We start from the raw sequence: 25439 nt of genomic DNA, 5'->3' as shown, positions 1-25439 counted from the left end.
AATTGTTATCCTTATGAGATTTTTGTGTTAGTTTAGTGTTTCCTAATAGCTTAGAGGCAAAACTTTCAAACGAACATAGTATATTTACCCGAAGTGATCTAATTCAATAAAAAGATGAATAAAAAGGATATTACCATTCTATTAGTAGACGACGAACCTGATATTCTAGAGATCGTTGGATACAATCTAACTGCAGAAGGGTATAATGTACTTACCGCAGAAAATGGTGTAGAAGCCGTAAAAATTGCAAAGAAAAAGAAACCACATTTAATTATTCTGGATGTTATGATGCCTGAGATGGATGGTATCGAAGCTTGCGAACAAATACGTAAGGTTCCGGATTTGCAACACACCATTATTACATTTTTGACCGCAAGAGGAGAAGATTATTCTCAGGTAGCAGGTTTTGATGCTGGTGCAGACGACTATATTACAAAGCCAATTCGACCAAAAGTATTGATTAGTAAAGTAAAAGCTTTACTAAGAAGGCTTAAAGAAGATGATTCTTCGGATAACGTGGTGAAAATTGGAGATCTGGTAATTAACCGAGATGAATATAAGATCATTAAAGACAAAAAAGAGATCATTTTACCCAGAAAAGAGTTTGAATTACTATCTTTATTGGCCTCTAAACCAGGTAAGGTTTTTAAGCGAGAAGATATCCTTGATAAGGTTTGGGGAAATGAAGTTATTGTAGGAGGACGTACCATCGATGTACATATTAGAAAATTAAGAGAAAAGATAGGAGACAATAGCTTTAAAACGATCAAAGGTGTCGGATATAAGTTTGTAGTATAAATGGCAGAAAACTTCAGGAAGTCGTATAGGTTTGCATACCTGTCGTCTTTATACATAACGATAGTATTAACGCTCGCATTGAGCGTTTTTTTATTCATACAATCACAGCTGAATTTCTTATTTCTTTTGGCGTTTGCTGTGAGTTGCTATGCGGTGTGTTTTATTGTGGTGCAGTATCGGGTAGAGCGTTTTATTTATCGTAGAGTTCGACGTATTTACGACGATATCGAAATGCTCGAAGTAGATAAGGTAAGTGATGGTCCGGTAACTACAGATATGAGGACACTTATTAAAGAAGTAGAGAAATTTGCTCAACAACGAAAAACAGAAATTGAGACCTTAAAAATCCGAGAAGCCTATCGTAAAGAGTTTATGGGAAATGTATCTCACGAACTTAAAACTCCTCTTTTTACAGTACAGGGATATATCCTAACCTTGTTGGATGGGGCTATGAATGAGCGCAAAATTTTGGAGAAGTACCTGAATCGTGCCAGCAAAGGAGTAGAGCGCTTGATTTATATCGTAAATGACCTGGATATGATTACCAAGTTAGAAACGGGTGATTTGAACTTAAACTACGTAAATTTTGATATCGTAGAGTTGGTGCAGAGTGTATTCGATTTGTACGAAATGAAAGCTTCCAAAAAGAACATAGCATTGGCTTTTGATATGAATTATCAAGATCCAATAATGGTCCATGCCGATAAAGAACGTATACAACAAGTACTATCGAATCTGGTGGTCAATTCTATAAAATATGGAAAAGAAGACGGTACTACAGAGGTAAGTATCGAAGATCTGATCCGCAATAAAGTTATTGTTCGGGTAACCGATAATGGCGAAGGTATTGCACAGGCACATATCCCTCGACTATTCGAACGCTTCTACAGGGTAGACAAGAGTGGATCCCGAAAAGAAGGTGGTTCGGGATTAGGGCTAGCCATTGTAAAGCACATTATCGAAGCGCATCACGAACGTATTTATGTAGAAAGTGACTACAGAGTAGGAAGCGAATTCTCATTTACTCTGGAAAAAGTGAAAAAGTTCCCGGTAATCGATGTCGGTACTAAAACTGCTTAGTCCTCTATACATATTCAAATCATGTAATTTTTTCAAAGTAAACTCGTGCTGATTACAGCTTGGTACCAACTTGTTAAGGGTTAATCGCTGTGCCAGATACTCTTGTTCAAACTGTCCTGGAGTAGGGATAAAAAATGCCTTCTTCTTTAATTTGGCCAGATCCATTACGGTGGTATATCCCGATCTAGAAATGATTAAGCTACTGCTATTAATGGTATCTTCAAGCTCTTTTCCCATCAGGTAGTTATGAATAGTAATATTATTCTTTACATAGGTCTTATGCGTATCTTCTATAATGCCTTGCACCAAAACTATACTTTTATCGCTTTGTTCAAACTCTCTAAATAGTTTTTGTTCGAGTAAAGTACGCTGTGGTTCCGGCCCCGAAAGCAGTACCATAATATCATACTTTTTTGGCATTGCTTTATACTCAAATCGACTTAACGGACCCAAATAGGTTACAGGTACATTGCTCTTTTTGGGGTGCCCCAGCTCACCACTCAAATTAGGATCATCTGCCATATCTGGTACCCAGCACAAGTCAAATTTTTTGATGTATTTGTTGTGTAACTTGGTACTGAAAGATGTAGTATTTCCACTAAGTACTGTTAGCTGATGCGTAATAAAAACCGAAGGGATTTTTTTGTGTCTAACCCCCATACGATTATCAGAGATGATCCCACAAAATTTTTCCTGTTCTATTAGTTTTTTTATGGCCTTTTTCTCGGCACTAATCGCATGCGCAATTTTTGGGCTATTCAAGAGCATCTTTAACTTAAAGTTACTTCCCTTTTTTGCGTATTCAATATTGTACGAAGGAAGTTCTTTGGTTTGTAAAGAAGGAAACTCTTTTTTCAATAGCGCAAGCGCCGCTCCATCTGAAGCAATTACAGGTTCTAATCCTTCTTCGATTAATGCATTGATAATAGGTATGCATCGCGTTGCATGGCCTAATCCCCAATTTAGAGGAGCTACAAGTACTTTTTTGTCCAAATGTCTTAGTTTTTAGTTTGTTAGACCGACTAACTATTTGTTCTAAAGAATAAAAGTAATCCTATTTCCTTATGCGTATATTTCCTTAATTTTACCAAAAAATTATGTTTAATATAATTCGACACTCATAATTGCACACTTTTTGTAGATTATCGAGATTGTAACGAATATTTAGTAATTGAGACTAGTAGAAAAGAAATAGTTGATACGTGGGAAGTAAGAATAAACTAAAACGCTTTAACGAGAATAAAACCTTTCAAAATGTAATAGAGCCTACCCGAGACGAGGTGCTTAACAATTCCTTGGGATATAAGGGAAAATGGAAGGAGAAATTTTTTAAAAATCAAAACCCAATTGTATTAGAATTGGGGTGTGGTAAAGGTGAATATACTGTTGGGTTGGCCGAGCGATATCCTGACAAAAATTTTATCGGGATAGACATCAAAGGCGCCAGGTTCTGGAGAGGTGCTAAAACGGCCATAGAAAATGAAATGAATAATGTGGGTTTTATACGAACCCAAATAGAATTGATCGAATATATTTTTGAAGAGGGAGAGGTCGATGAGATCTGGATTACCTTCCCTGATCCACAAATAAAATATAAGCGAACCAAGCATCGTTTGACTAACCATGATTTTTTAAATCGGTATAAGAAAATATTAAAAGCTGAAGGTTTGGTGCACTTAAAAACAGATAGTGAATTTATGCATGGATACACTTTGGGATTGCTTCATGGAGAAGGGCACGAAGTGCTTTATGCCAATCATAATGTGTACCATAATTCGGGTGCTCCAGAGGTGGTGACAGCCATACAAACTTTTTATGAAAAACAATATTTAGAAGAAAATAAACCCATAACTTACATTCAATTTAAAATTACTTAATCGGCCTTACCATCTTGGAAACAACCAAACTATTTCTTGTCACTTTTTTTGCGTCATTGATTGGGGTAATACCTCCAGGATTGGTGAACATGACGGTTGCCCGCACTTGTCTTGAGCGAGGTAAAAAGAATGGGGTTTTGGTGGCTGTAGGAGCTTCTGTGATTGTTGTATTTCAAGCATTGGTAGCTATTCTATTGGCAAAATATATCTTCTTCAGTCCATTTGTAAAAAACATACTACTTCGTACGGGAGCAGTAATCTTTTTTTGATGGCGATTTATTTCTTTGCCAAAGCAAAACAAAGAGAAACCAAGATAAAGGTATACAGGCATAATAACACTCGGAGTTTTTTTAAAGGAGTAATGATGTCTGCTATTAATGTCTTGCCTATACCCTACTTTGTGGCTATTGCCGCAGGGATGAGTGTTAGTGGTAAAATAGAATACGACGCACCAAGAATTATTGCTTTTATTATTGCTGCGGGATCGGGAACTTTTGTAACCCTTTATTTTTATGTGTTCTCCTTTCTGAAAATTGAAAAAAAGACCGCAACGATCACCAAATACTCCAATTATTTTATGGGGATTTTGATGTTAATTCTGGTAGTGATTACCTTGGCACGAATTATTTATACATGGGAGTAAAAGAAAAGAATAACGAATCAGGATCGGAGGGCAACTTCTTTGAAAGAGTTTATGAAGTAGCGAAGCTAATTCCATATGGGAGAGTAACCTCGTATGGAGCGATTGCAAAAACATTAGGAGCGGCCAGAAGCGCCCGAATGGTAGGATGGGCGATGAACGCATGTGATGGTAGGGACGATGTTCCCGCGCACAGAGTAGTGAACCGAAAAGGAATCCTTACTGGGAAACATCATTTTCAAGGAACGAATTTGATGCAACAACTTTTAGAAAGCGAAGGGGTAGAAGTTATCGATAACCAAATACAGGAGTTTGATAAAATATTTTGGGATCCTATGAAGGAACTCTAAAAAGCAATACCTAATCCTGCAGAGAACATGGTAAAATCAGTGTTTCCAATTTTCAAATGTTCCATTCCTCCAGAAAGCTTATAGCGTCCGATGTGATAATTTACTAGCCCATTAAATTTATTAATAGTTTCATCGTTAATAAACGTCTGGTTGAAATTAGATTCCAGGCTGAAGGGTTTGGCAAAGAACCACTCGATTCCAACACCATAAGTAAATCCCCATTCGTTTATAGCACCATCAACATAGGTAGCTCCCAATCCCCACCAGGCATCAAAGCGTTGTGTGCGTACTCTGTGATATTTTGCTAATGCTGTATACAGCGCCAACGAATTACGACCAAAATTCGTGTTTTCTTCCCAGAGTTGCAGGTAGTCAATTTCAACACCGACTCTTTGTAGAAATCGCATATTCAAATTAAGGTGGTTTCCATAAAGTTTACTGTTTTCGGCAACAAAACGACTAGACAAAGTAGTACGAAAACCTTGAGTGTCCTCACCCTGCTGATATGCATAGTTACCTTTGTTTCCATCGAGATAAGGATACTTGGTGATCGATGCCATACTAGCTGAATATTCTCTCTCGATTGGAGTCTCGATCATGGCATAATACGAACCAAATAAAACCACATCTACGAATAAGGCAGCAAAGGTTTCTTCAATAAAACTACCTTGATAATCATCATAATCCACAGTTGTACTTTGAGATCTTGAACCTCGACTTTCTCGTCGTTCTTTTTTGGAAATACTTTTTTCTGCTTTTTCGAGTTTTCCTTGCCCCATAATATTGGGTATACTGAATATCATTAGGAGAGCTAAAACTAGTGCTGTTTTTTTCATTGTGGTTTGCTGTGAAAATTCAAAAAGCCTAAAGCACATAAATCATACCATATTCAAAAACATAATATTATCAAAGACGATCGCACTATAAATCATTTCGATTTTTAGGCTTTATAATGTTAACTTTTCGACCTATCTTTGCGTTTAGAATGAATCTAGATAGTTTTGTTCATAAAAGGAAAAAGAGAAACGCATGAAATTGGAAAAATCTGAGATCCTAAAAGCGCTAGAGACTATTACGGTTGCTGGAGAAGGAAAAAATATGGTAGAGAGTGGTGCCGTAAAAAACGTAATCACTTTTGGAGATGAAGTTATCGTCGATTTGGTTTTAGGAACACCAGCATTGCATATCAAGAAACGTGCTGAGGTAGATATACTGAAAGCGATTCATGAGCATGTTTATGAGAAGGCAAAAGTAAAAGTCAATATCAAAATAGAAGCACCGGCTGCTCAGCCTCAAAAAAATGAAATCAAAGGGAAACCAATTCCAGGGATTACCAATATCATTGCAGTAGCTTCGGGTAAAGGAGGTGTAGGAAAGTCTACAGTTACTTCGAATTTGGCGGTTACATTGGCCAAAATGGGGTTCAATGTTGGATTGCTAGACGCGGATATATATGGTCCTTCTGCGCCAATTATGTTTGATGTAGAAAGAGAACGACCACTTTCGGTAAAAGTGGGTAATCAATCCAAAATGAAACCTATCGAGAATTATGGAGTAAAAATACTGTCGATAGGATTTTTTACACAGCCTAATCAAGCTGTGGTTTGGAGAGGTCCAATGGCTGCCAAAGCATTGAACCAGATGATTTTTGATGCTGCCTGGGGAGAATTAGATTTTCTACTTTTGGATCTACCTCCAGGAACTGGGGATATTCATCTATCTATAATGCAATCCTTACCGATTACTGGTGCTGTGGTAGTAAGTACTCCGCAAAATGTGGCACTGGCAGATGCTAGAAAGGGAGTAGCAATGTTCCAGCAAGAGAGTATCAATGTTCCGGTTTTAGGAATTATCGAGAATATGGCGTATTTTACTCCAGAAGAGCTTCCTAACAATAAATATTATATATTTGGAAAAGAAGGAGCTAAGTATTTAGCAGAGGATCTAGAAGTTCCTTTTTTAGGAGAAATTCCATTAGTACAAAGCATACGAGAAGCGGGAGATGTGGGTAGACCAGCAGCATTGCAAACGGCTACTCCTATCGAGAAAGCTTTCGAAGAAATAACAAAAAGTGTGGTTCAGGAAGTGGTAAACAGAAATGAAAATTTACCTCCTACTGAAGCGATTAAAATAACAACAATGGCAGGATGTTCTGCTGTAAAAAAATAAGAAATGACTTCAGAAGAATTAAGAGCAAATGTAGAAAAGGCGTTGGATGAGATTAGACCCTTTTTAGAGAGTGATGGAGGTAATATTTCTTTGGTTTCTATTGAAGACGACAAGAGAGTTATGGTACAGCTAGAAGGTGCCTGTGTAGGTTGTAGCGTTAACCAGATGACTTTGAAGTCTGGGGTAGAAATGACGATCAAAAAGTATGCTCCTCAAATAGAAGAAGTATTAAATATAGGATAATAAATAAAGGTTCTTAAAAAGAACCTTTATTTGTATTACGATATCCCTTTTTTAATCCAAATAATGGATGTAGAAAAGGGATTTTGAGTATTATAAAGTGATATAGTATCCAACTTGCCAGAAAAGTTCCTATCACCATAATTGCAAATTTGGCAATAAAACCCCAGTGCAAATCCATTATAAAATACCCAATAATAACGGTGATCGTTTGATGTAGTATATAGAACGGGTAGACCGCTCTATTGCAGTATGCTATAGTTCTGCTTTTGTGATTTAAATATTTTGCGGCATATCCAAAAATGACCAAAATCCAGGACCATAAGTTGACTACTTTAACCATCCCTTCAGTAAAATGAATAAAGATGCTGTCTTTACCTATTACCCAAATGGTGGTTTGCAATGAAAAAGCAATAATCCCGATCCAAAGGGCCTTTTTCTTGATTCGATCTATATGTTCCCAAAATACATTTCCGGTAGCCAGTAAAACGAATCCATAGAAAAACAAGATGAGGAAATTGATAAAGGTAAACCAATCGTCTACCAGCGCATGCGTTACCGGAAAGAAAGGTTCTATCAAGACTTCAACAAAATACAATGGGATTACAAATAGGTAAAATCCTAACGGTTTTTGTAATAATGTAGCAATCCAATTCACCAGTTTGGTCTTTCTTCTCTTCAGAAAAATTAAAAGAGGAGATAACAAAAAAGAATACACAAACAAGTAGGGTAAAAACCAGAGATGGTGCCAGCTGATGTTTCCTTCGGGATAGATACCAACATAAGCAGGTCCTCGAAGATAAGTCCAAAAAGAGCCTGTAAACTCATGATTCGCCAAACGTTCTACATATACTTGAGGGGGAACAATAAGTAACATTCCTACCCCCAGGGGTATTCCCAGACGCAGATATCGCTCCAGATTAAATTGCCAAAGATTACGTGAGGACAGTGCGTAATACGTTCCCATTCCGGAGATGACGAATAAAATGGGTAAACGCCATTGGTTTAAAAAAAGCATAGGCCAACGTAGCCAATCATAAATGACATTGTTTTTAATGTGCCATCCCCAGGGTACAAAAAACATCCCTACATGATAAAAAATTAATAATCCAAAAACAATGACCCGTAACCAGTCAATGTCGTAACGTCGAATTTTCTGTTCCATATTTTTCAAGATTGATGAGGTCCAAAATTGAAATAATTCTGGGTTGATTTGATCAAAATCCGCCGTAATTAGGTACAGAATTGTAATTCTGGACGTTTTCAAATATTTAGAAAGAAGATTTTTGAAGAGTCACAAATGCTTTTGGAGACATCTGTACATGTTTTTTGAAAGCATTATAAAAAGAGGATTTGGATTTAAACCCCGCAGAGTTACCGATAGCTTCTATGGTAAGATGATTATACTCTGGATCTACTAAACGTTGTTTGCACAAATCAATTCGATATTGATTGATAAAATCATTAAAATTAAGCCCTGTTGAAGTATTGATGATTTGTGAGATATAATTAGCACTAGAATTCAATTCTTGAGCTAGCGTTTTTAGTGATGCGGATTCCAAAAGATAAAAGCCATTGGTTTCTACAAATTCTTTAATTTTTTCAATAGAAATTTCTTGATGGGTATAGCTCAGCGTTTCATATTTATCAGAAATCCATGAATTCTGAAAGAATCTGGATTCGGATACCATAATTAATGTAATTGCTACAACAGATAGATTTACAAAAGTGGTAATATAGTGATCTCCAGAATCGTCTTCAAAATTCCAATACACTGCAAAAATGATTACGAAAACAGTTAGAAACGAGAGGACTAAATTTCGTGTAAATGAGTATTTATTATGAAGTGTGCTTCGGGTAAGATGGATGTTTTTTTGACGTAGATAATGATATAGAACACGAAATGACAGTATAATATAAATGATCAAACTCCCTAAAATTACCCAACGAAACTCATCCTTGATCCATAAATAATTATAGGTTGTACCATCAGGGATTGTTGCCTTTGTTAAGTGATCGTGATAGGCTCCCAAATACGCATTGATTTTAACAGGAGTGGGATGTAGGTAATACCCGATTTGGGTCAAGCCATAAAAAATGGCTGGAGCCAAATGAACCCCAATATTCTTTAAGGTAACTGGTTTTCTTGTGAGCAAGCTATACACGAATAAGTACATACTAGGCCCTAGAATAAGTACGAGAGGCTCTGTAGAGTCATTAAACGCTATAGCATATTTCATCAACCCAGTATAGCATGAAAAATTATCTAGTGATATAATGGCTTGCGCGATCAGAAAAACACCTAAGAATTTGAACGCTACGTTTTTTTTGTTGGTTTTTATTAGAATGAGTATTCCTACCAACAATCCTAATACGATTCCCAAAAACATGATATAGGAGGCTATATCATGCCGAATTGGGATTTGATCTAAAATATCTTGAATATTTTCTGCTTGCATCTCAACAGATTATTCTGTTATAAATTCAGTAAGCTTTTGTGGCCCTTCTAAAGGAACTCTGATGATTTGTAATACTCCATCGTCTGTAGTTGCAATTTGCCATTTGATCAATGTGATACATCCGTTTTCAATTTCCATTCCGGTGATCGATCTGGGATGTACACAACTCCCATCGTTAAACAAGGCCAACTCGCCAGCCTCGGGGAAACGTGGTCTGTGCGTATGCCCTATTACTGTAAATAAGTTACCTTTTGAAGCGATCCATTTTTTTATTCTACGCTCTACTTTAATGGTTTCTTTATAGTTTTTGGCAGGGCTTGTAGGATCTGCAATACCAACAACCTGAAGTGGTTTCCATAATACCCGTACCAGAAATCTATTGATACGCCAGCCTATGTAATTCATAAAATCGGCCTGATGTCCATGCAGTAAAAAGATCTCCTGATTAGTGTCTTGATGTTTTAAAATGATCGCTTCATGGTACTTTATACCTGGAAAAAGGGGAACGGTAGAATCTGTTTTTTGATCAAAATAAGAGCTCAGATGCTTCTTTACGTAACTAGGATCCCGGTAAACCATATCGTGATTGCCCCAAATCATTTCTAGTCGATTTTCCTGAAAAAATAACTGAAGGAGTTCATAAACATTTTTATGCGCTCTGAAAATGGTTTCGAACGTAAGATTTTCCCATAATTCGTCCCCATCTCCTAGTTCACAATACGAAAAGCCTTGATTGTAATAGTGTTTTAGTGCATGAAAGTAGATGTTTCGATTGTTTGCAAAATCATCTGCAAAGCTATTATCCCCACGATGACAATCACTAAATAAGACAAACTTTGAACTATCATTAAACTCAATAACTTTGGCATTTTTATATGCGCGATCTAGTCGGGATTGAGACGACATTGGGTATGTTTTTTAGTAAATATAAACTATTCCCTTTACTTATAAGTTAAGAGAGATCTTCATTTCAAAACAAGAAAGGAAAAATTTACTAAAAAACGATCAGGCTTTGAGATATTTTAACGCTTCGTATACCAAAATGGCCGGCCAAACAATAGCTTTTAAAACTCCAAGTACACCCATCCAAAAACTGGTTGCAGTACTTATAAAATAGATAGCAGAACCGATAAAGCCAAGGCCATATACCTTGCTGGACGAGGCTTCTTTTTTTGCAGTTTCTTTCATGATGATATTATTTAGGTTTAAAAGTGGTGGTTTACGTATTGAATCTACCCAATGCACAGCTAATATAAGACTTTGCTTTTTTTCTATTGTGTTGATTTCTCCTTCAATGGGATACCCTAATTTAGATAGTTCTTTTTCGACCGTTTCTATCCCGTTATCGGTCTGATAGCAAAAAGAAACAGTACAATTATCTGTATCGACATTGATATCTTGTATCCCTGGGAGTTGATGTAGTTTTTTCGCAATTGTGCTTTTGCATCCCCCGCATTTTAAGTTTTGTATCGTTACCGTAGTTTTCATGGTTTCTAATTTTGAACTAAACCTATATAAAAACTATACGGTAAACTATGACAAATGTCAATGCGATGTATATAGAGATCTGATATATATCATAGTTATTGGAAGTGACTGCTTCTATATTTGGATAATCGAGAATTATAAGTCATGACGCAGTCACTTCGCATCATAGAAAGAACGAGAGCTTTTTTTACAGAAGTTGGGGATTTGTCCTTCTTTGCTGGGCGGTTCTTTAAAGAAGTATTTTCTCGACCATTTGAATTTCAAGAATTACTTCGACAATGTTATTATGTTGGAAATAGATCTTTGCTTTTGGTAGGAGTTACGGGTTTTATTCTCGGGTTGGTGTTTACTTTACAATCCCGTCCGACTTTAATGGAGTTTGGAGCTGAATCATGGATGCCCTCTATGGTAGGTATATCTATTGTTAGAGAGATAGGACCAGTGATAACTGCTTTGATATGTGCAGGACGAATAGGGTCAGGTATTGGCGCAGAACTTGGTTCTATGCGAGTAACAGAACAAATAGATGCTATGGAGGTATCGGGAACAAACCCTTTTAAATATCTTGTGATTACCCGCATTACGGCAACAACACTTATGTTACCTATACTAATTGTTTTTGGAGATACGATTGCATTATTTGGATCTGCGATTATCGAAAATATAAAGGGAGCAGTATCGTTTCGGTTGTATTTTAATCAAGTGTTTGATGCTATTACGTATAGCGATATTATCCCGGCTACAGTAAAATCATTCTTTTTTGGATTTGCTATTGGGTTAGTAGGTTGCTACAAAGGGTATCATTGTAAAAAAGGAACAGCAGGAGTGGGAGAAGCCTCAAACTCGGCTGTAGTTTATACATCGATGTTATTATTTGTTATTGATTTTATAGCAGTATTTCTAGCAGACTTATTTTTTGAGATATAAGTAATTGAAATTTGATTGATATGACCCCTGTTTTAGAAATAAAAAATTTACAAAAAAGCTTCGGAGATAACCATGTGCTTAATGGCTTTAATCTGCAGTTGTTTGAAGGAGAAAATCTTGTTGTAATGGGTAAATCTGGTTCTGGAAAATCAGTAATGATTAAGTGTTTGGTTGGTTTGCTACAACATGATGGAGGTTATATTAGGATTAAAGGGCAGGATATAACGGTATTGGGACAACAAGAATTAGATATATTAAAAACTGAGATTGGTTTTTTGTTTCAAGGGAGTGCTTTATATGATTCGATGACGGTAAGAGAGAATCTGGAATTTCCACTCCGAAGACATAAAAAGAAGTTAAATATATTAGAAAATACTGAAGCTCTTGTACAAGAAGCTTTAGCAAGTGTTGGTCTTGAAGATGCTATTGACTTAATGCCAGCAGAACTTTCGGGAGGAATGCAAAGGCGTGTAGCTTTGGCAAGGGCTTTAATTCTAAAACCTAAAATTATCTTGTATGATGAACCAACTACTGGGTTAGATCCAATTACAGCCAAGGAAATTATTCAACTCATGCGTAATATTCAGAAAAAATATGGCACCTCATCATTGATTATAACCCACGATGTTGATTGTGCAAGAGTCATTTCTAACCGTATCATTTTATTAGTAGATGGAATCAATTATGCTGAGGGAACATATAAAGAGCTTTTAAAATCTGAGGATCCACAAGTAAAAGCGTTTTTTAAACATTAAAGCAATGAAAAAAACAACTTCACAAAAGTTTAAATTAGGTGTTTTCGTAGTAGTTGGGACACTATTACTTATTACAGCACTCTATTCTATCGGAAATCGCCAAAACCTATTCGGGAGAAACATCATGCTCGTTACGCATTTTAATAATGTAAATGGATTAGAATTAGGTAACAACGTTAGATATTCAGGGATTACGGTAGGAACAGTCCGTAAAATAAGAATGATTGATGATCATCGAATTGTAGTAGAGATGCTTATTCAAGAAAATATTGCACCCCATATTCGTAAAAATGCAATAGCTACTATTGGGTCTGATGGATTAGTAGGTAATATGATTGTAAATATTATTCCTGGAGAAGAGATGGTTCAGCCTGTGGTTACTGGTGATACAATACAATCATTTAGTAAAATAGGTGCTGATGATATGTTAACTACTTTGAATGTTACTAATGAAAATGCAGCTTTGTTAACCAAAGACTTACTAAAGATTACCACCGAAATTCTTGAGGGAGAAGGAACAATCGGAGTATTGATCCGAGATTCTATAATGGCTAATGATTTGAAACAAACAATTCATGAATTAAAAAAAGTAAGTAAAGAAGCATCTGTTAGCATGATAGAATTTAACAAAATCATTACTTCGATAAATAGACAGAAAAGTATCGCGGGGGTGTTATTGAAAGATAGTGTGTCAGGATTTAAAATGAAGACGATTGTTAATAATTTAGAGCAAACAAGTAGTGAAATGCAAGAGATAACTCAGAATATAAATATCATTCTAAAGGATGTCAAGAAAGAAGAAGGAGTTTTATATCAACTCACGAACAACCCCCATTTATCCAAAAATATAGACTCGACAATAAATAACATTAAAGAAGGTACTTATCGGTTTAATCAAAATATGGAAGCTATTAAACATAACTTTCTTTTCAGAAGGTATTTTAAGAAGATAGAGAAAGAGAACAGAATGGAAATTGAGGATTAAATTAAATTATAACAAGACGTTTTGTTGTGTTATTGAATTGGATTAGCAACTAGTTGTATACGTCTAATAATAAAAAGAAACAGCATTCAAAAACTCAATTTATCATGAAAATAGAACATCTGGAAGAGCGCATACAAGATTATAGAAACTCTATAAAAACTGTAGTTGATAAGCGCGTGTTATGGAAGAACAAAACAAAAAACGTATTATTGAAAACCTTGCAGGAAGCAGTAAAACAGTATGATATTGGTTGGAAAGTACAAGAATTAAACTGGATTCGTAATAATGAAGCTGTTAATATTACTTTTGACTCTTTTCCGCCAGAAATGGTCGACTGCACTAATCTTGTACCTGCATTTCAATTTTTGCCGGGAGGAGCATTAATTTTTTCGCAATCGTATAATGGAGACGTTCATGTTTTTATGATGTTCCCCGAGGTAGAGAATTCACCTAAGGAAAATAATTTTGTTGAATTAGGACAATATACTCCCGAGATGATCACCGAAAAACTAATCGTCGAAAAAGTAGATGAATTTCTAAAAGAAATGATCAGATGGGAAGTTCCTTCATTAAAGAATCGGGTAGGCTATTAATCAAGTTATTTTTTTTGAACATTCATGAATAGCAATTATAGATAGCATTATAATAGAGCCTCCTTTTATGTATTGTAGATTGTATTGTCGATGTTATATTTTAGGATATCAGCATTAAAATATTCAAATTCTCCCTCTTTAAGATCCCAAATTGCGATCATTTTATTTGGAAGTAATAAACCATCATAATTTTGATAAGACCCTAATTTGCCTACAAAACTCTCAAGAGTTGCTCCCTTGTATCTTTTGGTTTTATAGGAGGAAATCATCCCATTTTCATCAAAGTAAAAATAACTTTCTACAGATGTTTTTCCTTTTGTAATAGTTCCTTTTATCGTTTTAGAATTCACTTCTTTCCAATCAATATCAGTATCTAGAAACCCCATAGGGAACCATATTAACTCACCAAAATAACGACCAAGAGAACTTTGGTGTGTTTGAAAACCTGAAGATTTAATGATATTTTTTAGACCCAATAGGGTAACGAGCATCTCACCTTTTTCATTTAAATACTTATCTCTTATTAACATAGGAAATGCTTTAGCTTTCCATATGAAACCTGAATTAGGAGAAGAGATATATTGTGTTGCTGTAAACGACAACCATTTTTTGTTTAAATCGCTTCTTATTTGACCTTTTTGTGTAAATATAGCAGTACAATACTTTGGTTTTCCGACTAGGTTTATTTTTATAAGGAAATCACTCATAAGTTTTGGAAGGCATTGTATATCTACCTCAGAAATCTTTTCAAATTTTTCAAGATCTGAATGAATCAAAACAAGTTTTTCTTTCTCGATCTTATTGCCAAAAGAATAGATTCCCGTTACAAAAATTACTAGGATAAGTAAAATAATGCCTCCAAATATAATTTGTATCATATGAATTAGGTATTAGTTAATAATTCTCCCATCACCCATTTGGATAATTCGATCGGTTTTGTTAGCAAAATCCATGTCATGAGTTACCACAAGAAGAGAAAGTCCTTGTTCATCGCTCAATTGTTTGAAAATGTTAAATACATTATCAGAATTATAACTATCTAAATTTCCAGTAGGCTCATCTCCCATAATAATAGAAGGATTATTAATTAACGCTCTAGCAATTGCTACCCGTTGTTTTTCTCCACCCGATATTCTGGAAGCCCTTTTTTGGCGAGATGATCTATGCCTAATACCCGAAGTTTTTCTATAGCATTGTATTCAATTTCTTCCGGGGATTTTTCGGCTAATTTTTTTGCTGGGAGCATGACGTTTTCAAGAACTGAAAATTCAGATAATAAATAATGAAACTGGAAAACAAAACCGATATGTTTATTCCGAATGTAAGAAAGTTTTTCTCTTGCCTGAATGGTTACTAGTTCGTTATTGAGATATAACTCACCTTCATAATCAGTATCCATAGTAGAAAGAATATAGAGCAAGGTGGATTTCCCACATCCCGATTTCCCCATGATGGAAGCAAATTCCCCTTGATGTACCATAAAACTAATATCTTTCAGTACATGAAATAGTACGGGTTTTTTGAAGTATTTATTGATATTTTTTGCTTCGAGTACAGCTTTCATTTTATAATTATTATTGGCCTCTTATTATTTTTACCGGATCAATTTTTTTTGCTTTTCTAGAAGGCAAAAAACCGGCTAAAAATGTGGAGATTAGAGCAAATACTATCCCGATGATATAAAAGTTGGGGTTATGATTAATGGGGTAGGTAGTAATTGTTGGAAGCGCTTCGGTTTCAAAAGGGAGGTTATCTATAAAATGAGATAATCCAAAGCCTATACATAAACCAAGAATTCCTCCCACAATGCCAATAATCATTGCTTGACTCATGAAAATAAGCTGCACATCTTTTCCAGAAAAACCAGTAGCTTTTAAAATGGCAATATCATTCATCTTCTCATAAATAAGCATGTTTAGGATATTATAAATTCCAAATCCGGCAACAATTAACAAAGTGATCGATACAGAATAGGTAATCAGGTTTCTAATAGTGGTTCCAGTTTCGAACTGTGCATTGGCAGTTCTAATATCAATGGCTTTGAGTTTGAATTGCTGCTCTATTTTTTGAGCCAAGGGTATAGCATATTCGATGTTATGAAGTTTAACATTAATGTCTGTAATATAATTTTCGGTCTGACCTAAAATGCGTTGTACCGTTTTTACGTTGGCAAAGCTTTGAATATTATCGATATCTGCAATGCCGCTTTGATAAATTCCTACAATCTTCAACGGAAAAATATCGCCTTTTATAGTACTCACTTGTACACGATCACCTATGGTTAAAGACATCTTTTTTGCAACACCAGCACCTAAAAGAATACCATTGTCATTATTTTTAAGTGCTTGTGGAGTACCTTCTACGATATAATCTTTAAAATTGAAGAGCTCTACTTCCTGGAGTACATCGATACCCGTTAGATTACCACCTAATTCTAACGAACCCGCTATGTAAAATATCTGCTCCTTAATTTGTGGAATAGCACCTCTCACCAGAGGGTCGTTATTTAGATAGTTTATAATGGGGAGTGCATTATGAATTCTTTTTTGACTTTGTTTCGGTTTTATAGAATGTACAATATTGAATGTGTTTTCCAACTCTGCATATAAGTCTACGGGTTGTTTTTTTGATGGTTCTATTTCATTGAAAATGTGAACATGTGGAGTAACATTCAAAATCAAATCATCTAGCATAGCGTTAAGACCTGTCATGAAACAAACCAGTGTAATGTACGCGCCAATGCCAAAAGTAACCCCGAGTGCCGCTGTAGCGGTTTGCTTGATTTTAGTAATCAAATGGGTTTTGGCAATGTTTAATATGACTTTCCAGTTGACCATTATTCGGGTTTGTAAATCCAGGTTTCTTTAGTAATTCCAGATAGTATTTCAACCATATCCATACTTTGTAATCCGGTAATAACTGTAACGATTCCCTGATCAGTTTTTACTTTATAGTTATCGATAAGATATTGTTTAGGAAGTGTAAGCACTTGCTTTTTTGTATCTATGATAATATTTGCTTCTCCCGATAATCCCGGATATAGTACATCAGGAGCTTCATTAAAAAGTGCTTCGACCATGAAGGTTTGATTACGTTCATCTTTTTTAGGATAAATTTTACTCACTTTTGCCGTAAATACATTACCATTATAAGCGTCAAGAGTAATGATTACTTGCTGGTTTTGTTTGATTTTTACAATATCAACTTCATCAACTAACATTTCTATAACAAAAATGGTGGTGCTACCAATAGCAGCAATTGGTTCTAAAGTATTCACCACTTCTCCGGGATTTTTATACAATGCATATATTTTTCCATTAATTTTACTAGTAATGGTAAAATCAGAAGTAGTGATCATAGAGGTCTTGTAGTTATTTTCGGCTTGCTTGAGTTTGGTTTCAAGTTCTTGTTGAGTCCGATTGTATTTGTTTTTCAATAAATTGAAAGCATTGGAAGAAAGCTCATAAGTCAGTTTTTTGGTATCATATTCTACCTTTGAACCTATCTTTTGGTCCCAAAGATTTTTTTGTCTGCAATAATTGATAGAATCATTAGACAATTTGAGTGTAGCCGCTTCAATTTCATCTTTAATACTACTTAAAACAGCAGCACTGCCGTTATAATTTTTTTGAGCAAGCTCAAGGCTGAGTTTAGCATTTTCAGTATTTAATTTAGGATTACTATTTATAACCTGGAGTATAGGAGTGCTTTTTTCGACTTCATCTCCTTCTTCTACTAGATTTTTATCCAAAATACCATTCACTGCCGAATATACCTGGTATAAACTATCAGGTTGAATAATAATCGAAGAATATACCGATTCTGTAATATCCGTCACCGTAGGATGAATCCTGTCATTATTTGGTTTGCAGGATACAAAAATGACTAAAAATAGTATCCAAAATATAAACTTAGACATAACGGTTTGTTTTTTTCAAAGTTCAGTTAAAGCCAAGATTTTTGGAATGATAATTATCATATTTAAAACCAAATAGAGCTGGTATTTTTGAAAAAGTCATATAAGCACAAAGCACATGGAAGCATCTATTTTTTTAGCGAAGTTTTGGGGTTGGTATCTTATCATTTTTTTCTTTATACTAAGTTTTAACCCCAACAGAATCAAACAGATTTTTGAGGACCTGAAAGACCAGAAATTTCTGATTGTTACTTCTTTTATAGCCATTATTGTAGGATTACTAAATATTCTATTTCATAATGTATGGGAACCCAATTGGCGGTTTGTGATTACTGTAATTGGTTGGATTTCCTTAATGATAGGTTTGACTCTGTTTATTTTTCCCGAGAGTACCTCAAAGTGGTTGGAGTTTGCCAATGTTAAACTTGTACAGGTAATTTATGTGTTTTTGTTTTTAACAGGGATGTTTTTGTTAAATGCCGCTTATGATCTTGTACCTTATTAATCTTTATAAATAATTAATTAAAAATAAATATATGAAAACGAATATTCAATTTGTACAAATGCCAACTAGTGAAACTATGGAAGAATATGTACATCAAAAACTAAATAAACTCTATAAAAAATACGAATGGGTCATTAAATCGGATGTGTTTTTTAAGAAAGAAAATGATCCAAAAGGTGAAGGGAAAATATGTGATTTACAGCTCAGTTTACCTGGCCCAAAGATTTTTGCTACCTCTAATGAAAAGAACTTTGAGCTTGCGTTTAAAGAATCGCTAAGCGATGTAGAAAAACAACTACAAAAACGTAAACAGGAAATGAAACCTTATATGTAGGATAAAGGATTAAAATTTTAACATCCTAAAGTGTTGAAACTGATATTTATCATGTTTTTTGAGGTATAATTACAATACTTTAGTACTGTTGTTTAAAAATATCCTTTGCATTAGTTGATTTACGTCGTTGGTTGTTTTGCAATATCTTTTGATACATACAGAATAACCAACAACCAAATTGAAGAAATTAAGTATGTTTTAGCAACATTGTTCTAATATCCATATTTAGCAATAGATACACGATTGAAGATAATGTCACTATAAATGAAGTTAATTTCTTCGGAGGAAACAGGTAGGTGAAGATCTGCCTGTTTCTATTTATGAAATTGTAAATCCCCTGATCCATTCGAGGAAATTCATCGATTTGGAGATGTCATTAGTTTTTATAATTAATGAAGGTGATTATGCCATCATCATGCCTCCATCGATAACCTGAGTAGTTCCGGTAATGTATTTACTTTCATCTGAAGCTAGGAAAAGTACTAGTTCACTAATTTCTTTGGGTTCGGCATAACGCTCAAATGGGATCAAAGCTTCAAAACCTTTTTGAGCTTCTATGGGGTTATCGGCCGAAAGCTCTTTTTCTATAGAACGCATCATTCTTGTATGCACAGGCCCGGGATGTATAGAATTCACTCTGATATTACGATGAGCAAATTCTAAGGCAGCGGTACGCATAATACCGATTTCTGCGTGCTTACTAGCGACATAAGCTCCCAAGCCTGTGAATCCTTTAAGACCGGCAACCGAGGAGGTAATAATCACACTTCCTTCATCTGTCATTTTTGGTATTACATACTGGCACCCCAGCCATACTCCTTTTACATTTACCTGGATGATCTTATCAAAAAGATCTTCCGGATATTCAATAATAGGGAATACCTTGCCTTCGATACCGGCATTATTAAAAAAGATATCTACTTTACCGTGGGCAGCTAATGTTTGAGAGACATAATTTTGAACATCTTTTGTTTTAGAAACATCTGCCAAACAATAGACAACGTCTGGAGAGCTTAGCTCTTTGACCGTATTTTTTAGTTCGCTCTCTTTGATATCCACTAGCATTACCTTGGCACCATGATCCAGGAATAATTTTGCCGTTGCCTTTCCTATTCCTTGTGCTCCTCCAGTAATTATAGCAACTCTATCTTTTAATCTATTCATTTGTGTTGTATTAAGATTAATCTGAAGAGTTTAAGGAATATAGTCGTAAACTTCTTTCTTTGTTTTTGGAAGCTATAAGATTGGGTGTTAAAAAATAGGATAGTATCATAGGAGGTTTTCGGAGTTTATCTTTCTTGTATACTAAATGAATAGGTCCTGTCAAGAATATTTTTTGATTACCTGAGTGATCTATCACTATTTCGTCATAGCTGTAGGATACTACTTTTTTATCTAACAGATCATTCCTTCCTAATTCTTCCTTAGAAACTTTAAGTACAATGGCATGTCCATTATCAAAATTAGTTGCATTAAGGTATTCTGGCTTGATCACTATTTTTCCACTAAGATCAATGTATCCATAATAGTTAATACCATTTATTTTTTGTTTTATTAAACATTTCCCGTCTTCAAAATGTGGGTAAGCTACTACGTCTTGTTTAATTTTTGTCTTTACGAGGTCATTTCTATAATCAATAACGATATTTCCATTGGTATTAATAAAAGCCCATTGTTCTCCTTTTCTGATGGCGGCTAACTCTTCGTGAAAAGGAGTGACTTCATCGATGTCTTCAATGATTTGTGATGATCCACAAAAGGGAAATAGTATCGTACTAATCATTATAATAAGTATATTTTTCATAGGTAGTTGTTTTAAGAATTATGTCTTAAAAATACTACCGACATACAAAAAATAAAATGAGAAATGTCATAAAAACACAGGTTTTATTCATATCTCAGAAACCTACCTCATGATCTCGAAATTGGAAAATGAGACTACATGTACCTCTTCAAAAGAAACATCATCTACCTTGGCATATTCTGGACCTATTATACACCAATTCAGTAAAGATTTTAATTGATCTTCATTTCCTTCGGCTTCAATATATACATTTCCGTTAGGAAGGTTTTTTACGAAACCTTTGACACCTAGTTCCAAGGCTTTATCCCGAGTGCTTTTTCGGTACCAAACCCCTTGCACTAATCCTTTTACGGTTATATTATAATGTTTAATCATAAGTCAAAATTTATCCATAGGAAAGATACTGCAATTGATGTTGATAACATGATAATTGTCATATGAATTAGTGATTTCTCCCATTAATTTTGAAGTATATAACCCTAAAAAATAAATCAAAATGGACAAGATTTTAGTACCAGTCGATTTTTCTGACTATTCGGAATACGCCTTACAAGCTGCAGCGGTGATCGCAAAACAGCAGAATGCAGAGATTATTGTGTTACACATGTTAGGACTATCTGAAGCGGTTTTAACCAAGGATGAAAGTCAGGAAGTAGCAGAAGCAATGTATTATATGAAACTGGCAGAAAAGAGATTTGATACCTTTTTGGATAAAGAGTATTTGAAGGGAATAAAAGTCCACGAAACAGTCCAAAATTATAAAGTTTTTAGTGAAATTAATCAGGCAGCGCATGAAAATAACGTGGATCTTATAGTTATGGGATCTCATGGCGTAAGTGGATTCACTGAAGAGGTTTTTATTGGTTCAAATACTGAGAAAGTAGTACGCACCTCAGATATTCCGGTGTTGGTAATCAAAAATCCTGGGGTTGACTTCGAAATGGAAGAAGTAGTTTTTGCTTGTGATTTTAAGATCGAAAACATTCGGCCTTATAGAAATGCAATGACACTATTCAAATCTATGGGAGCGAATGTACATTTGTTATACGTTAACCTTCCTGGGGAGCGATTTAAAAGTTCACAACAAATGGAAGAGAAAGTAAAAGAATTTCTTTTTAAAGCAGATGCCGGAAGCCTGGATATGCATGATAAAGTAGTGTATTATAGTGATTACTCTGTAGAGAATGGCGTGTTTAACTTCAGTAATAAGATTGGCGCAAATGTAATAGCAATCCCTACCCATGGTCGTAGAGGTTTAGCCCATTTTTTTAATGGAAGTATTGGAGAAGATATTGCGAATCATGCAGACAAACCTGTGATGACTTTTAAGATATAGTGAGTTTGTTGTTATAAAAAAGGCCTATTTGGATTAAGATAATCCAAATAGGCCTTTTTTTACAATGTTCCTAAAGCAATTTGAATCATTTTGCTAAAAGTAGTTTCCCGTTCTTCAGAGGTTGTTTTTTCTTTTGTAACCAAAGAGTCCGAAATAGTAAGGATAGACAAGGCGCTAACATCAAATTTTGCGGCAATAGTGTACAAACCGGCCGTTTCCATTTCAACGCAGAGTACTCCATGATTTGCCCAATGTTTGTAGCTCTCGGGATGATCATCATAAAATTCGTCAGATGATAAAACATTTCCTGCTTTTATAGGAATATCATGCTCTCTGGCATACAAAACTGCTTTCATGAAAAGATCAAAATTTGCAGTAGGGCTATAATCAGAATTTACAAATCTAGTATTGTTAATACCAGATGTCGACGAGGCAGCCATAGCAATTACGATATCTCTTATCTTTACGTCCTTTTGGTATGATCCAGCTGATCCAACGCGAATAAGATTTTTGACACCATACTCATTTATGAGTTCATGACAATAAATTAATGCAGATGGGATTCCCATTCCTGAACCCTGTACAGATACTCGTTTGCCATTGTAAGTTCCCGTGAATCCATACATTCCGCGTACTTCATTGTAACAAAAATAATCCTCAAAAAAGGTTTCTGCTATCCATTTGGCACGCAACGGATCTCCTGGTAACAAAACGGTTTCAGCTATTTCTCCCTTTTGGGCCTCGATATGAATACTCATGTGGTTGAAGTTGAAGTTACAATTGTGATACCCGAAGAACTACCAATTCGGGATACACCCAAATCCAGATATTGCAATGCAGTTTTTCTATCCCGAATCCCGCCAGATGCTTTTATTTGTAGATGATTGCCAACTTCGTTCTTCATAAGTTGTACATCTTCTAGAGTTGCTCCTCCAGAACCAAAACCGGTAGACGTTTTGATAAAATCTGCACCGGCATTCAACGATAACTTACAGGCCATTTTCTTTTCTACCGTGGTAAGGTAACAGTTCTCAAAAATAACTTTCAAGTTGTGACTACCGATGGCTTTTTTGATGGATCTGATTTCGTCTTCGACAATTTTGTGATATCCAGACTTTAATAGGCCAATGTTTAAAACCATATCAATTTCTGTAGCACCTTGATCTACACATTGCTGCGCTTCAAGAACTTTAATACGAGTAGTCATTGAGCCCAAAGGAAACCCCACTACAGCTGCCACTTTAATATCTGTTTGCATTAGTTCACTATGCGCCAGAGCGACATAATAACTACTTACACAAACTGCAAAGAAATCATATTCTTTGGCTTCAGAGCATAGGTGTTTAATGTCATCTACCGTGGCAGATGCTTTCAATACCGTGTGATCTATGTATTGATTTAATTCCAAAACTATTGGTGGGATTGAATGGTAGCGACGATATCGTTCTTTTGCATTACCCCAGATTGTCTCCAAAGTAGCTTTCCGTCTTTAAATAAAATCATAGTAGGCACACCGCGAACCTGATATTTGGCTGCCAACGGTTGATTCTTATCTACATCGATCTTTACAATTTTAACCTGATCACCTAACTCATCTTTTACTTCTTTTAAGATTGGAGCTAACATTTTACAAGGACCACACCAATCAGCAAAAAAATCTACTAGTACTGGTTTTTCCGAATTGATGATATTGCTAAAGCTGCTTTTCATAACCTATCTTTTTATATGGCTAAGGTAAGTATTGATTTGATAAAAGGTCAAGGATTTTAGGATTAACTCACTTCTGGAGGAGCATTATATTTTTTAAGTAAATGCATAATTTTGACTATAGGTATTTCTATAAAATAGGTACCGGTATAAGATGGACAGATGATACAATCATCAAAATAGAACTTGATCATATCATCATCGATTACAAAGTTGTTTTTATACGCTTGAAAATCCCCCTTGGAGAGTTCCCAGCAGTCATAGTAGAGTTCTCCAGAATTAATATTTTCTTTGATAATAGTGTTAATGGTATTATATACCTCTTCTTCTGATCCGGTTTCAAAAAAAGTATCGAAATAAATGAAGCTGTGATTGTTGAGATCAAAATTAATACAATCAAAAAGGTAGGTAGAATGCTTCATGCCCGAATAATAGTTTTCCTTATACAAAACAACACTGATCAGGTCATTTTTGGCATTGTATATTTTATAGTCAATAATCCTTTTATCCCTGAATTTTTTAATTTTTAAAGTATCGCATAGCAATTCTTTATCCTCAAGAATTTGATTTTGAGTTTTTTCGATATCCAGGTAATTTTCTTTTATATAGGCATTAAATGCGATGTATCCTGGATCTATAGTTTCATTGAGATAAGGGTATTGATAATCGATGATATATAGATCATCTTCTTTGTACAACTTTTTGGATACTACCAATTCTTGTAGTTGAGGTTTATCATCTTTGGCTTTAATCAGCTGTTCTTTTTTGATAGATTTTGTTTTTTCTTGATTTTGTTCCAGGTTTTGTTCAGAAAAAACTACCAAAGAATCTTCCACTTTTTGATCTTCACTTTTGTGTTGTGATTCACTTTCGGTATTGGTATTCACCACCTGTTCTGGAGATGTATTTTTTTTACAGGCCAAAACACTGAGTACAATAAGGCAAGCAATTAGAGTTTTCATAAGATTTTTATTTTTTACATTTTTTGATGAGTTTGTATGCCCAGTCATAATGACTGGATGTAGCCGAAATAAGATATGAAGCCAACGAGGTGGTTCCTGTCCATTTGTATTTTCGTTTTTCGAATAACTCTTCTTCGGTGTGGTTATGTATCACTTTTTGTAAAGCGACAAAGGATTTTTCAAACATTGTCATGACCATTTCCAGATCTTCATTTTGATATTTCTTCCAAATCTCTCTATTCAGATCAGGAGTAGTTTTCCACGTATATCCTTTTGCTGGCATGTCCGGTTTTTTTCCTGTCATCCCAACCTTGTACCATTCCAACATCATCAAATGCCAATGATGAAGATGAGCCAATACGTCTCGAACATTTCTGTTTAAGTATCCTTTAGGGAATTCGGTATGTAATTCATCGCGAGTCATCGAACGGATATATGCCAACAGTTTTTTGTAGTTGTCATTACTTAGGGTAATTAATTCTTCTTTGGTCTTTGGTCTGGGCATTTTTAATCG

At 35.0% G+C, this 25439-nt stretch carries 33 protein-coding genes and 1 pseudogene; 15 read left to right on the top strand and 19 right to left on the bottom strand.

What is annotated here, in order from left to right:
* Window positions 1-114 precede the first annotated feature (114 nt).
* Both AC0L3Q_RS23500 and AC0L3Q_RS23495 read left to right on the top strand, forming a co-directional pair.
* Window positions 115-798, top strand: coding sequence for a response regulator transcription factor (locus AC0L3Q_RS23500; protein WP_473283439.1), 684 nt, complete (start codon window positions 115-117; stop codon window positions 796-798).
* A complete protein-coding gene (locus AC0L3Q_RS23495) occupies window positions 799-1878 on the top strand; it encodes a sensor histidine kinase (RefSeq protein ID WP_473283437.1) in 1080 nt (359 codons plus the stop codon).
* Here AC0L3Q_RS23495 and AC0L3Q_RS23490 read toward each other — a convergent pair.
* Window positions 1816-2871 (bottom strand): glycosyltransferase, encoded by a 1056-nt coding sequence (locus AC0L3Q_RS23490; protein WP_473283435.1) that lies wholly within the window; start codon window positions 2869-2871, stop codon window positions 1816-1818. The genes AC0L3Q_RS23495 and AC0L3Q_RS23490 overlap by 63 nt on opposite strands.
* A 209-nt stretch (window positions 2872-3080) precedes the next feature.
* Between AC0L3Q_RS23490 and trmB the strand changes: the two genes are divergently transcribed.
* From trmB to AC0L3Q_RS23470, 4 genes are read left to right on the top strand one after another with little or no spacing between them, the layout of a single operon-like run.
* Entirely contained in the window at window positions 3081-3755 is a 675-nt protein-coding gene (gene trmB / locus AC0L3Q_RS23485) for a tRNA (guanosine(46)-N7)-methyltransferase TrmB (RefSeq protein WP_073318284.1), read from the top strand.
* A 14-nt stretch (window positions 3756-3769) separates the two neighbouring features.
* Window positions 3770-4024 (top strand): hypothetical protein, encoded by a 255-nt coding sequence (locus AC0L3Q_RS23480; protein WP_473283433.1) that lies wholly within the window; start codon window positions 3770-3772, stop codon window positions 4022-4024.
* Window positions 4024-4398 carry a hypothetical protein gene (locus AC0L3Q_RS23475; RefSeq protein ID WP_473283431.1) on the top strand — a complete coding sequence of 125 codons (375 nt, stop codon included), beginning with the start codon at window positions 4024-4026 and terminating at the stop codon, window positions 4396-4398. Before AC0L3Q_RS23480 ends, AC0L3Q_RS23475 begins: the two co-directional genes overlap by 1 nt.
* Complete coding sequence (locus AC0L3Q_RS23470) at window positions 4389-4745, top strand: MGMT family protein (protein ID WP_473283429.1); 357 nt, start codon at window positions 4389-4391, stop codon at window positions 4743-4745. Before AC0L3Q_RS23475 ends, AC0L3Q_RS23470 begins: the two co-directional genes overlap by 10 nt.
* On the opposite strand, the gene AC0L3Q_RS23465 is transcribed toward AC0L3Q_RS23470, so the two are convergent.
* Entirely contained in the window at window positions 4742-5581 is an 840-nt protein-coding gene (locus tag AC0L3Q_RS23465) for a hypothetical protein (protein WP_473283427.1), read from the bottom strand. The two genes, AC0L3Q_RS23470 and AC0L3Q_RS23465, sit on opposite strands and share 4 nt — an antisense overlap.
* 193 nt (window positions 5582-5774) lie before the next feature.
* On the opposite strand from AC0L3Q_RS23465, the gene AC0L3Q_RS23460 reads away from it, so the two are divergent.
* The gene (locus tag AC0L3Q_RS23460; RefSeq protein ID WP_473283425.1) at window positions 5775-6914 is read left to right on the top strand and encodes an Mrp/NBP35 family ATP-binding protein; all 1140 of its coding nucleotides are present in this window, start codon (window positions 5775-5777) and stop codon (window positions 6912-6914) included.
* A 3-nt stretch (window positions 6915-6917) separates the two neighbouring features.
* Window positions 6918-7157, top strand: a complete 240-nt coding sequence (locus AC0L3Q_RS23455; RefSeq protein WP_073318271.1) for a NifU family protein — start codon at window positions 6918-6920, stop codon at window positions 7155-7157.
* Between the two features lie 13 nt (window positions 7158-7170).
* Here the strand turns inward: AC0L3Q_RS23455 and AC0L3Q_RS23450 are convergent, their stop codons facing one another.
* From AC0L3Q_RS23450 to AC0L3Q_RS23435, 4 genes are all read right to left on the bottom strand, one after another.
* Window positions 7171-8421 (bottom strand): acyltransferase family protein, encoded by a 1251-nt coding sequence (locus tag AC0L3Q_RS23450; protein WP_473283423.1) that lies wholly within the window; start codon window positions 8419-8421, stop codon window positions 7171-7173.
* A gap of 4 nt (window positions 8422-8425) precedes the next feature.
* Complete coding sequence (locus AC0L3Q_RS23445) at window positions 8426-9613, bottom strand: helix-turn-helix domain-containing protein (protein ID WP_473283421.1); 1188 nt, start codon at window positions 9611-9613, stop codon at window positions 8426-8428.
* 9 nt (window positions 9614-9622) lie between these two features.
* Window positions 9623-10519 carry a serine/threonine protein phosphatase gene (locus AC0L3Q_RS23440; RefSeq protein ID WP_473283419.1) on the bottom strand — a complete coding sequence of 299 codons (897 nt, stop codon included), beginning with the start codon at window positions 10517-10519 and terminating at the stop codon, window positions 9623-9625.
* A gap of 99 nt (window positions 10520-10618) precedes the next feature.
* Complete coding sequence (locus AC0L3Q_RS23435) at window positions 10619-11101, bottom strand: heavy-metal-associated domain-containing protein (RefSeq protein ID WP_473283417.1); 483 nt, start codon at window positions 11099-11101, stop codon at window positions 10619-10621.
* 144 nt (window positions 11102-11245) lie between these two features.
* Between AC0L3Q_RS23435 and AC0L3Q_RS23430 the strand changes: the two genes are divergently transcribed.
* The 4 genes from AC0L3Q_RS23430 (at window position 11246) to AC0L3Q_RS23415 (ending at window position 14361) form a co-directional block, all read left to right on the top strand.
* Window positions 11246-12028 carry an MlaE family ABC transporter permease gene (locus tag AC0L3Q_RS23430; protein ID WP_473283415.1) on the top strand — a complete coding sequence of 261 codons (783 nt, stop codon included), beginning with the start codon at window positions 11246-11248 and terminating at the stop codon, window positions 12026-12028.
* Between the two features lie 20 nt (window positions 12029-12048).
* Window positions 12049-12783, top strand: coding sequence for an ABC transporter ATP-binding protein (locus AC0L3Q_RS23425; RefSeq protein WP_473283414.1), 735 nt, complete (start codon window positions 12049-12051; stop codon window positions 12781-12783).
* Window positions 12784-12787: 4 nt separating this feature from the next.
* Window positions 12788-13768 (top strand): MlaD family protein, encoded by a 981-nt coding sequence (locus tag AC0L3Q_RS23420; RefSeq protein WP_473283412.1) that lies wholly within the window; start codon window positions 12788-12790, stop codon window positions 13766-13768.
* Between the two features lie 104 nt (window positions 13769-13872).
* Complete coding sequence (locus tag AC0L3Q_RS23415; protein ID WP_473283410.1) at window positions 13873-14361, top strand: hypothetical protein; 489 nt, start codon at window positions 13873-13875, stop codon at window positions 14359-14361.
* Window positions 14362-14426: 65 nt separating this feature from the next.
* Here the strand turns inward: AC0L3Q_RS23415 and AC0L3Q_RS23410 are convergent, their stop codons facing one another.
* The 5 genes and pseudogenes from AC0L3Q_RS23410 to AC0L3Q_RS23390 all read right to left on the bottom strand — a co-directional run bounded on the left by AC0L3Q_RS23410 (window position 14427) and on the right by AC0L3Q_RS23390 (window position 18280).
* Window positions 14427-15239 carry a DUF6544 family protein gene (locus AC0L3Q_RS23410; RefSeq protein ID WP_473283409.1) on the bottom strand — a complete coding sequence of 271 codons (813 nt, stop codon included), beginning with the start codon at window positions 15237-15239 and terminating at the stop codon, window positions 14427-14429.
* A 12-nt stretch (window positions 15240-15251) separates the two neighbouring features.
* A complete protein-coding gene (locus AC0L3Q_RS23405) occupies window positions 15252-15428 on the bottom strand; it encodes a hypothetical protein (RefSeq protein WP_473287054.1) in 177 nt (58 codons plus the stop codon).
* A gap of 42 nt (window positions 15429-15470) precedes the next feature.
* Window positions 15471-15811: pseudogene (locus tag AC0L3Q_RS23400) on the bottom strand (ATP-binding cassette domain-containing protein); the annotation flags it as partial.
* 124 nt (window positions 15812-15935) lie between these two features.
* Window positions 15936-17198 (bottom strand): ABC transporter permease, encoded by a 1263-nt coding sequence (locus AC0L3Q_RS23395; RefSeq protein WP_473283407.1) that lies wholly within the window; start codon window positions 17196-17198, stop codon window positions 15936-15938.
* Window positions 17198-18280, bottom strand: a complete 1083-nt coding sequence (locus tag AC0L3Q_RS23390; RefSeq protein WP_473283406.1) for an efflux RND transporter periplasmic adaptor subunit — start codon at window positions 18278-18280, stop codon at window positions 17198-17200. The genes AC0L3Q_RS23395 and AC0L3Q_RS23390 overlap by 1 nt, the downstream gene beginning before the upstream one ends.
* Before the next feature lie 115 nt (window positions 18281-18395).
* Here AC0L3Q_RS23390 and AC0L3Q_RS23385 point away from each other — a divergent pair, with 115 nt between their 5' ends.
* Both AC0L3Q_RS23385 and hpf read left to right on the top strand, forming a co-directional pair.
* Window positions 18396-18782, top strand: coding sequence for a hypothetical protein (locus AC0L3Q_RS23385; RefSeq protein WP_473283404.1), 387 nt, complete (start codon window positions 18396-18398; stop codon window positions 18780-18782).
* Between the two features lie 31 nt (window positions 18783-18813).
* Complete coding sequence (gene hpf / locus AC0L3Q_RS23380) at window positions 18814-19116, top strand: ribosome hibernation-promoting factor, HPF/YfiA family (RefSeq protein WP_473283403.1); 303 nt, start codon at window positions 18814-18816, stop codon at window positions 19114-19116.
* A gap of 402 nt (window positions 19117-19518) precedes the next feature.
* On the opposite strand, the gene AC0L3Q_RS23375 is transcribed toward hpf, so the two are convergent.
* The 3 genes from AC0L3Q_RS23375 to AC0L3Q_RS23365 all read right to left on the bottom strand — a co-directional run bounded on the left by AC0L3Q_RS23375 (window position 19519) and on the right by AC0L3Q_RS23365 (window position 21295).
* Window positions 19519-20280 (bottom strand): SDR family NAD(P)-dependent oxidoreductase, encoded by a 762-nt coding sequence (locus tag AC0L3Q_RS23375; RefSeq protein WP_473283402.1) that lies wholly within the window; start codon window positions 20278-20280, stop codon window positions 19519-19521.
* A 16-nt stretch (window positions 20281-20296) separates the two neighbouring features.
* Window positions 20297-20920: a WG repeat-containing protein gene (locus AC0L3Q_RS23370; protein WP_473283401.1), complete on the bottom strand. Its 624-nt coding sequence runs from the start codon at window positions 20918-20920 to the stop codon at window positions 20297-20299.
* A gap of 102 nt (window positions 20921-21022) precedes the next feature.
* Window positions 21023-21295 (bottom strand): acylphosphatase, encoded by a 273-nt coding sequence (locus AC0L3Q_RS23365; protein ID WP_473283399.1) that lies wholly within the window; start codon window positions 21293-21295, stop codon window positions 21023-21025.
* A 121-nt stretch (window positions 21296-21416) separates the two neighbouring features.
* Between AC0L3Q_RS23365 and AC0L3Q_RS23360 the strand changes: the two genes are divergently transcribed.
* Window positions 21417-22256 (top strand): universal stress protein, encoded by an 840-nt coding sequence (locus AC0L3Q_RS23360; protein ID WP_473283398.1) that lies wholly within the window; start codon window positions 21417-21419, stop codon window positions 22254-22256.
* Window positions 22257-22315: 59 nt separating this feature from the next.
* Here the strand turns inward: AC0L3Q_RS23360 and deoD are convergent, their stop codons facing one another.
* The 5 genes from deoD to AC0L3Q_RS23335 all read right to left on the bottom strand — a co-directional run bounded on the left by deoD (window position 22316) and on the right by AC0L3Q_RS23335 (window position 25430).
* Window positions 22316-23014 carry a purine-nucleoside phosphorylase gene (gene deoD / locus AC0L3Q_RS23355; RefSeq protein WP_473283396.1) on the bottom strand — a complete coding sequence of 233 codons (699 nt, stop codon included), beginning with the start codon at window positions 23012-23014 and terminating at the stop codon, window positions 22316-22318.
* Window positions 23011-23664, bottom strand: a complete 654-nt coding sequence (gene deoC / locus AC0L3Q_RS23350; RefSeq protein ID WP_473283395.1) for a deoxyribose-phosphate aldolase — start codon at window positions 23662-23664, stop codon at window positions 23011-23013. The genes deoD and deoC overlap by 4 nt, the downstream gene beginning before the upstream one ends.
* A gap of 2 nt (window positions 23665-23666) precedes the next feature.
* On the bottom strand, window positions 23667-23966 hold the full coding sequence (gene trxA, locus AC0L3Q_RS23345) for a thioredoxin (protein WP_473283394.1): 300 nt from the start codon (window positions 23964-23966) through the stop codon (window positions 23667-23669).
* A 62-nt stretch (window positions 23967-24028) separates the two neighbouring features.
* Window positions 24029-24925, bottom strand: a complete 897-nt coding sequence (locus AC0L3Q_RS23340) for an RsiV family protein (protein WP_473283392.1) — start codon at window positions 24923-24925, stop codon at window positions 24029-24031.
* Window positions 24926-24932: 7 nt separating this feature from the next.
* Complete coding sequence (locus AC0L3Q_RS23335; RefSeq protein ID WP_473283391.1) at window positions 24933-25430, bottom strand: ClbS/DfsB family four-helix bundle protein; 498 nt, start codon at window positions 25428-25430, stop codon at window positions 24933-24935.
* Window positions 25431-25439: the final 9 nt, after the last annotated feature.

Source organism: Aquimarina sp. KJ22-3 (assembly GCF_055808215.1).
Note: the sequence above shows the minus strand (reverse complement) of the source record. Positions and strands in the feature narration are given on the sequence as shown.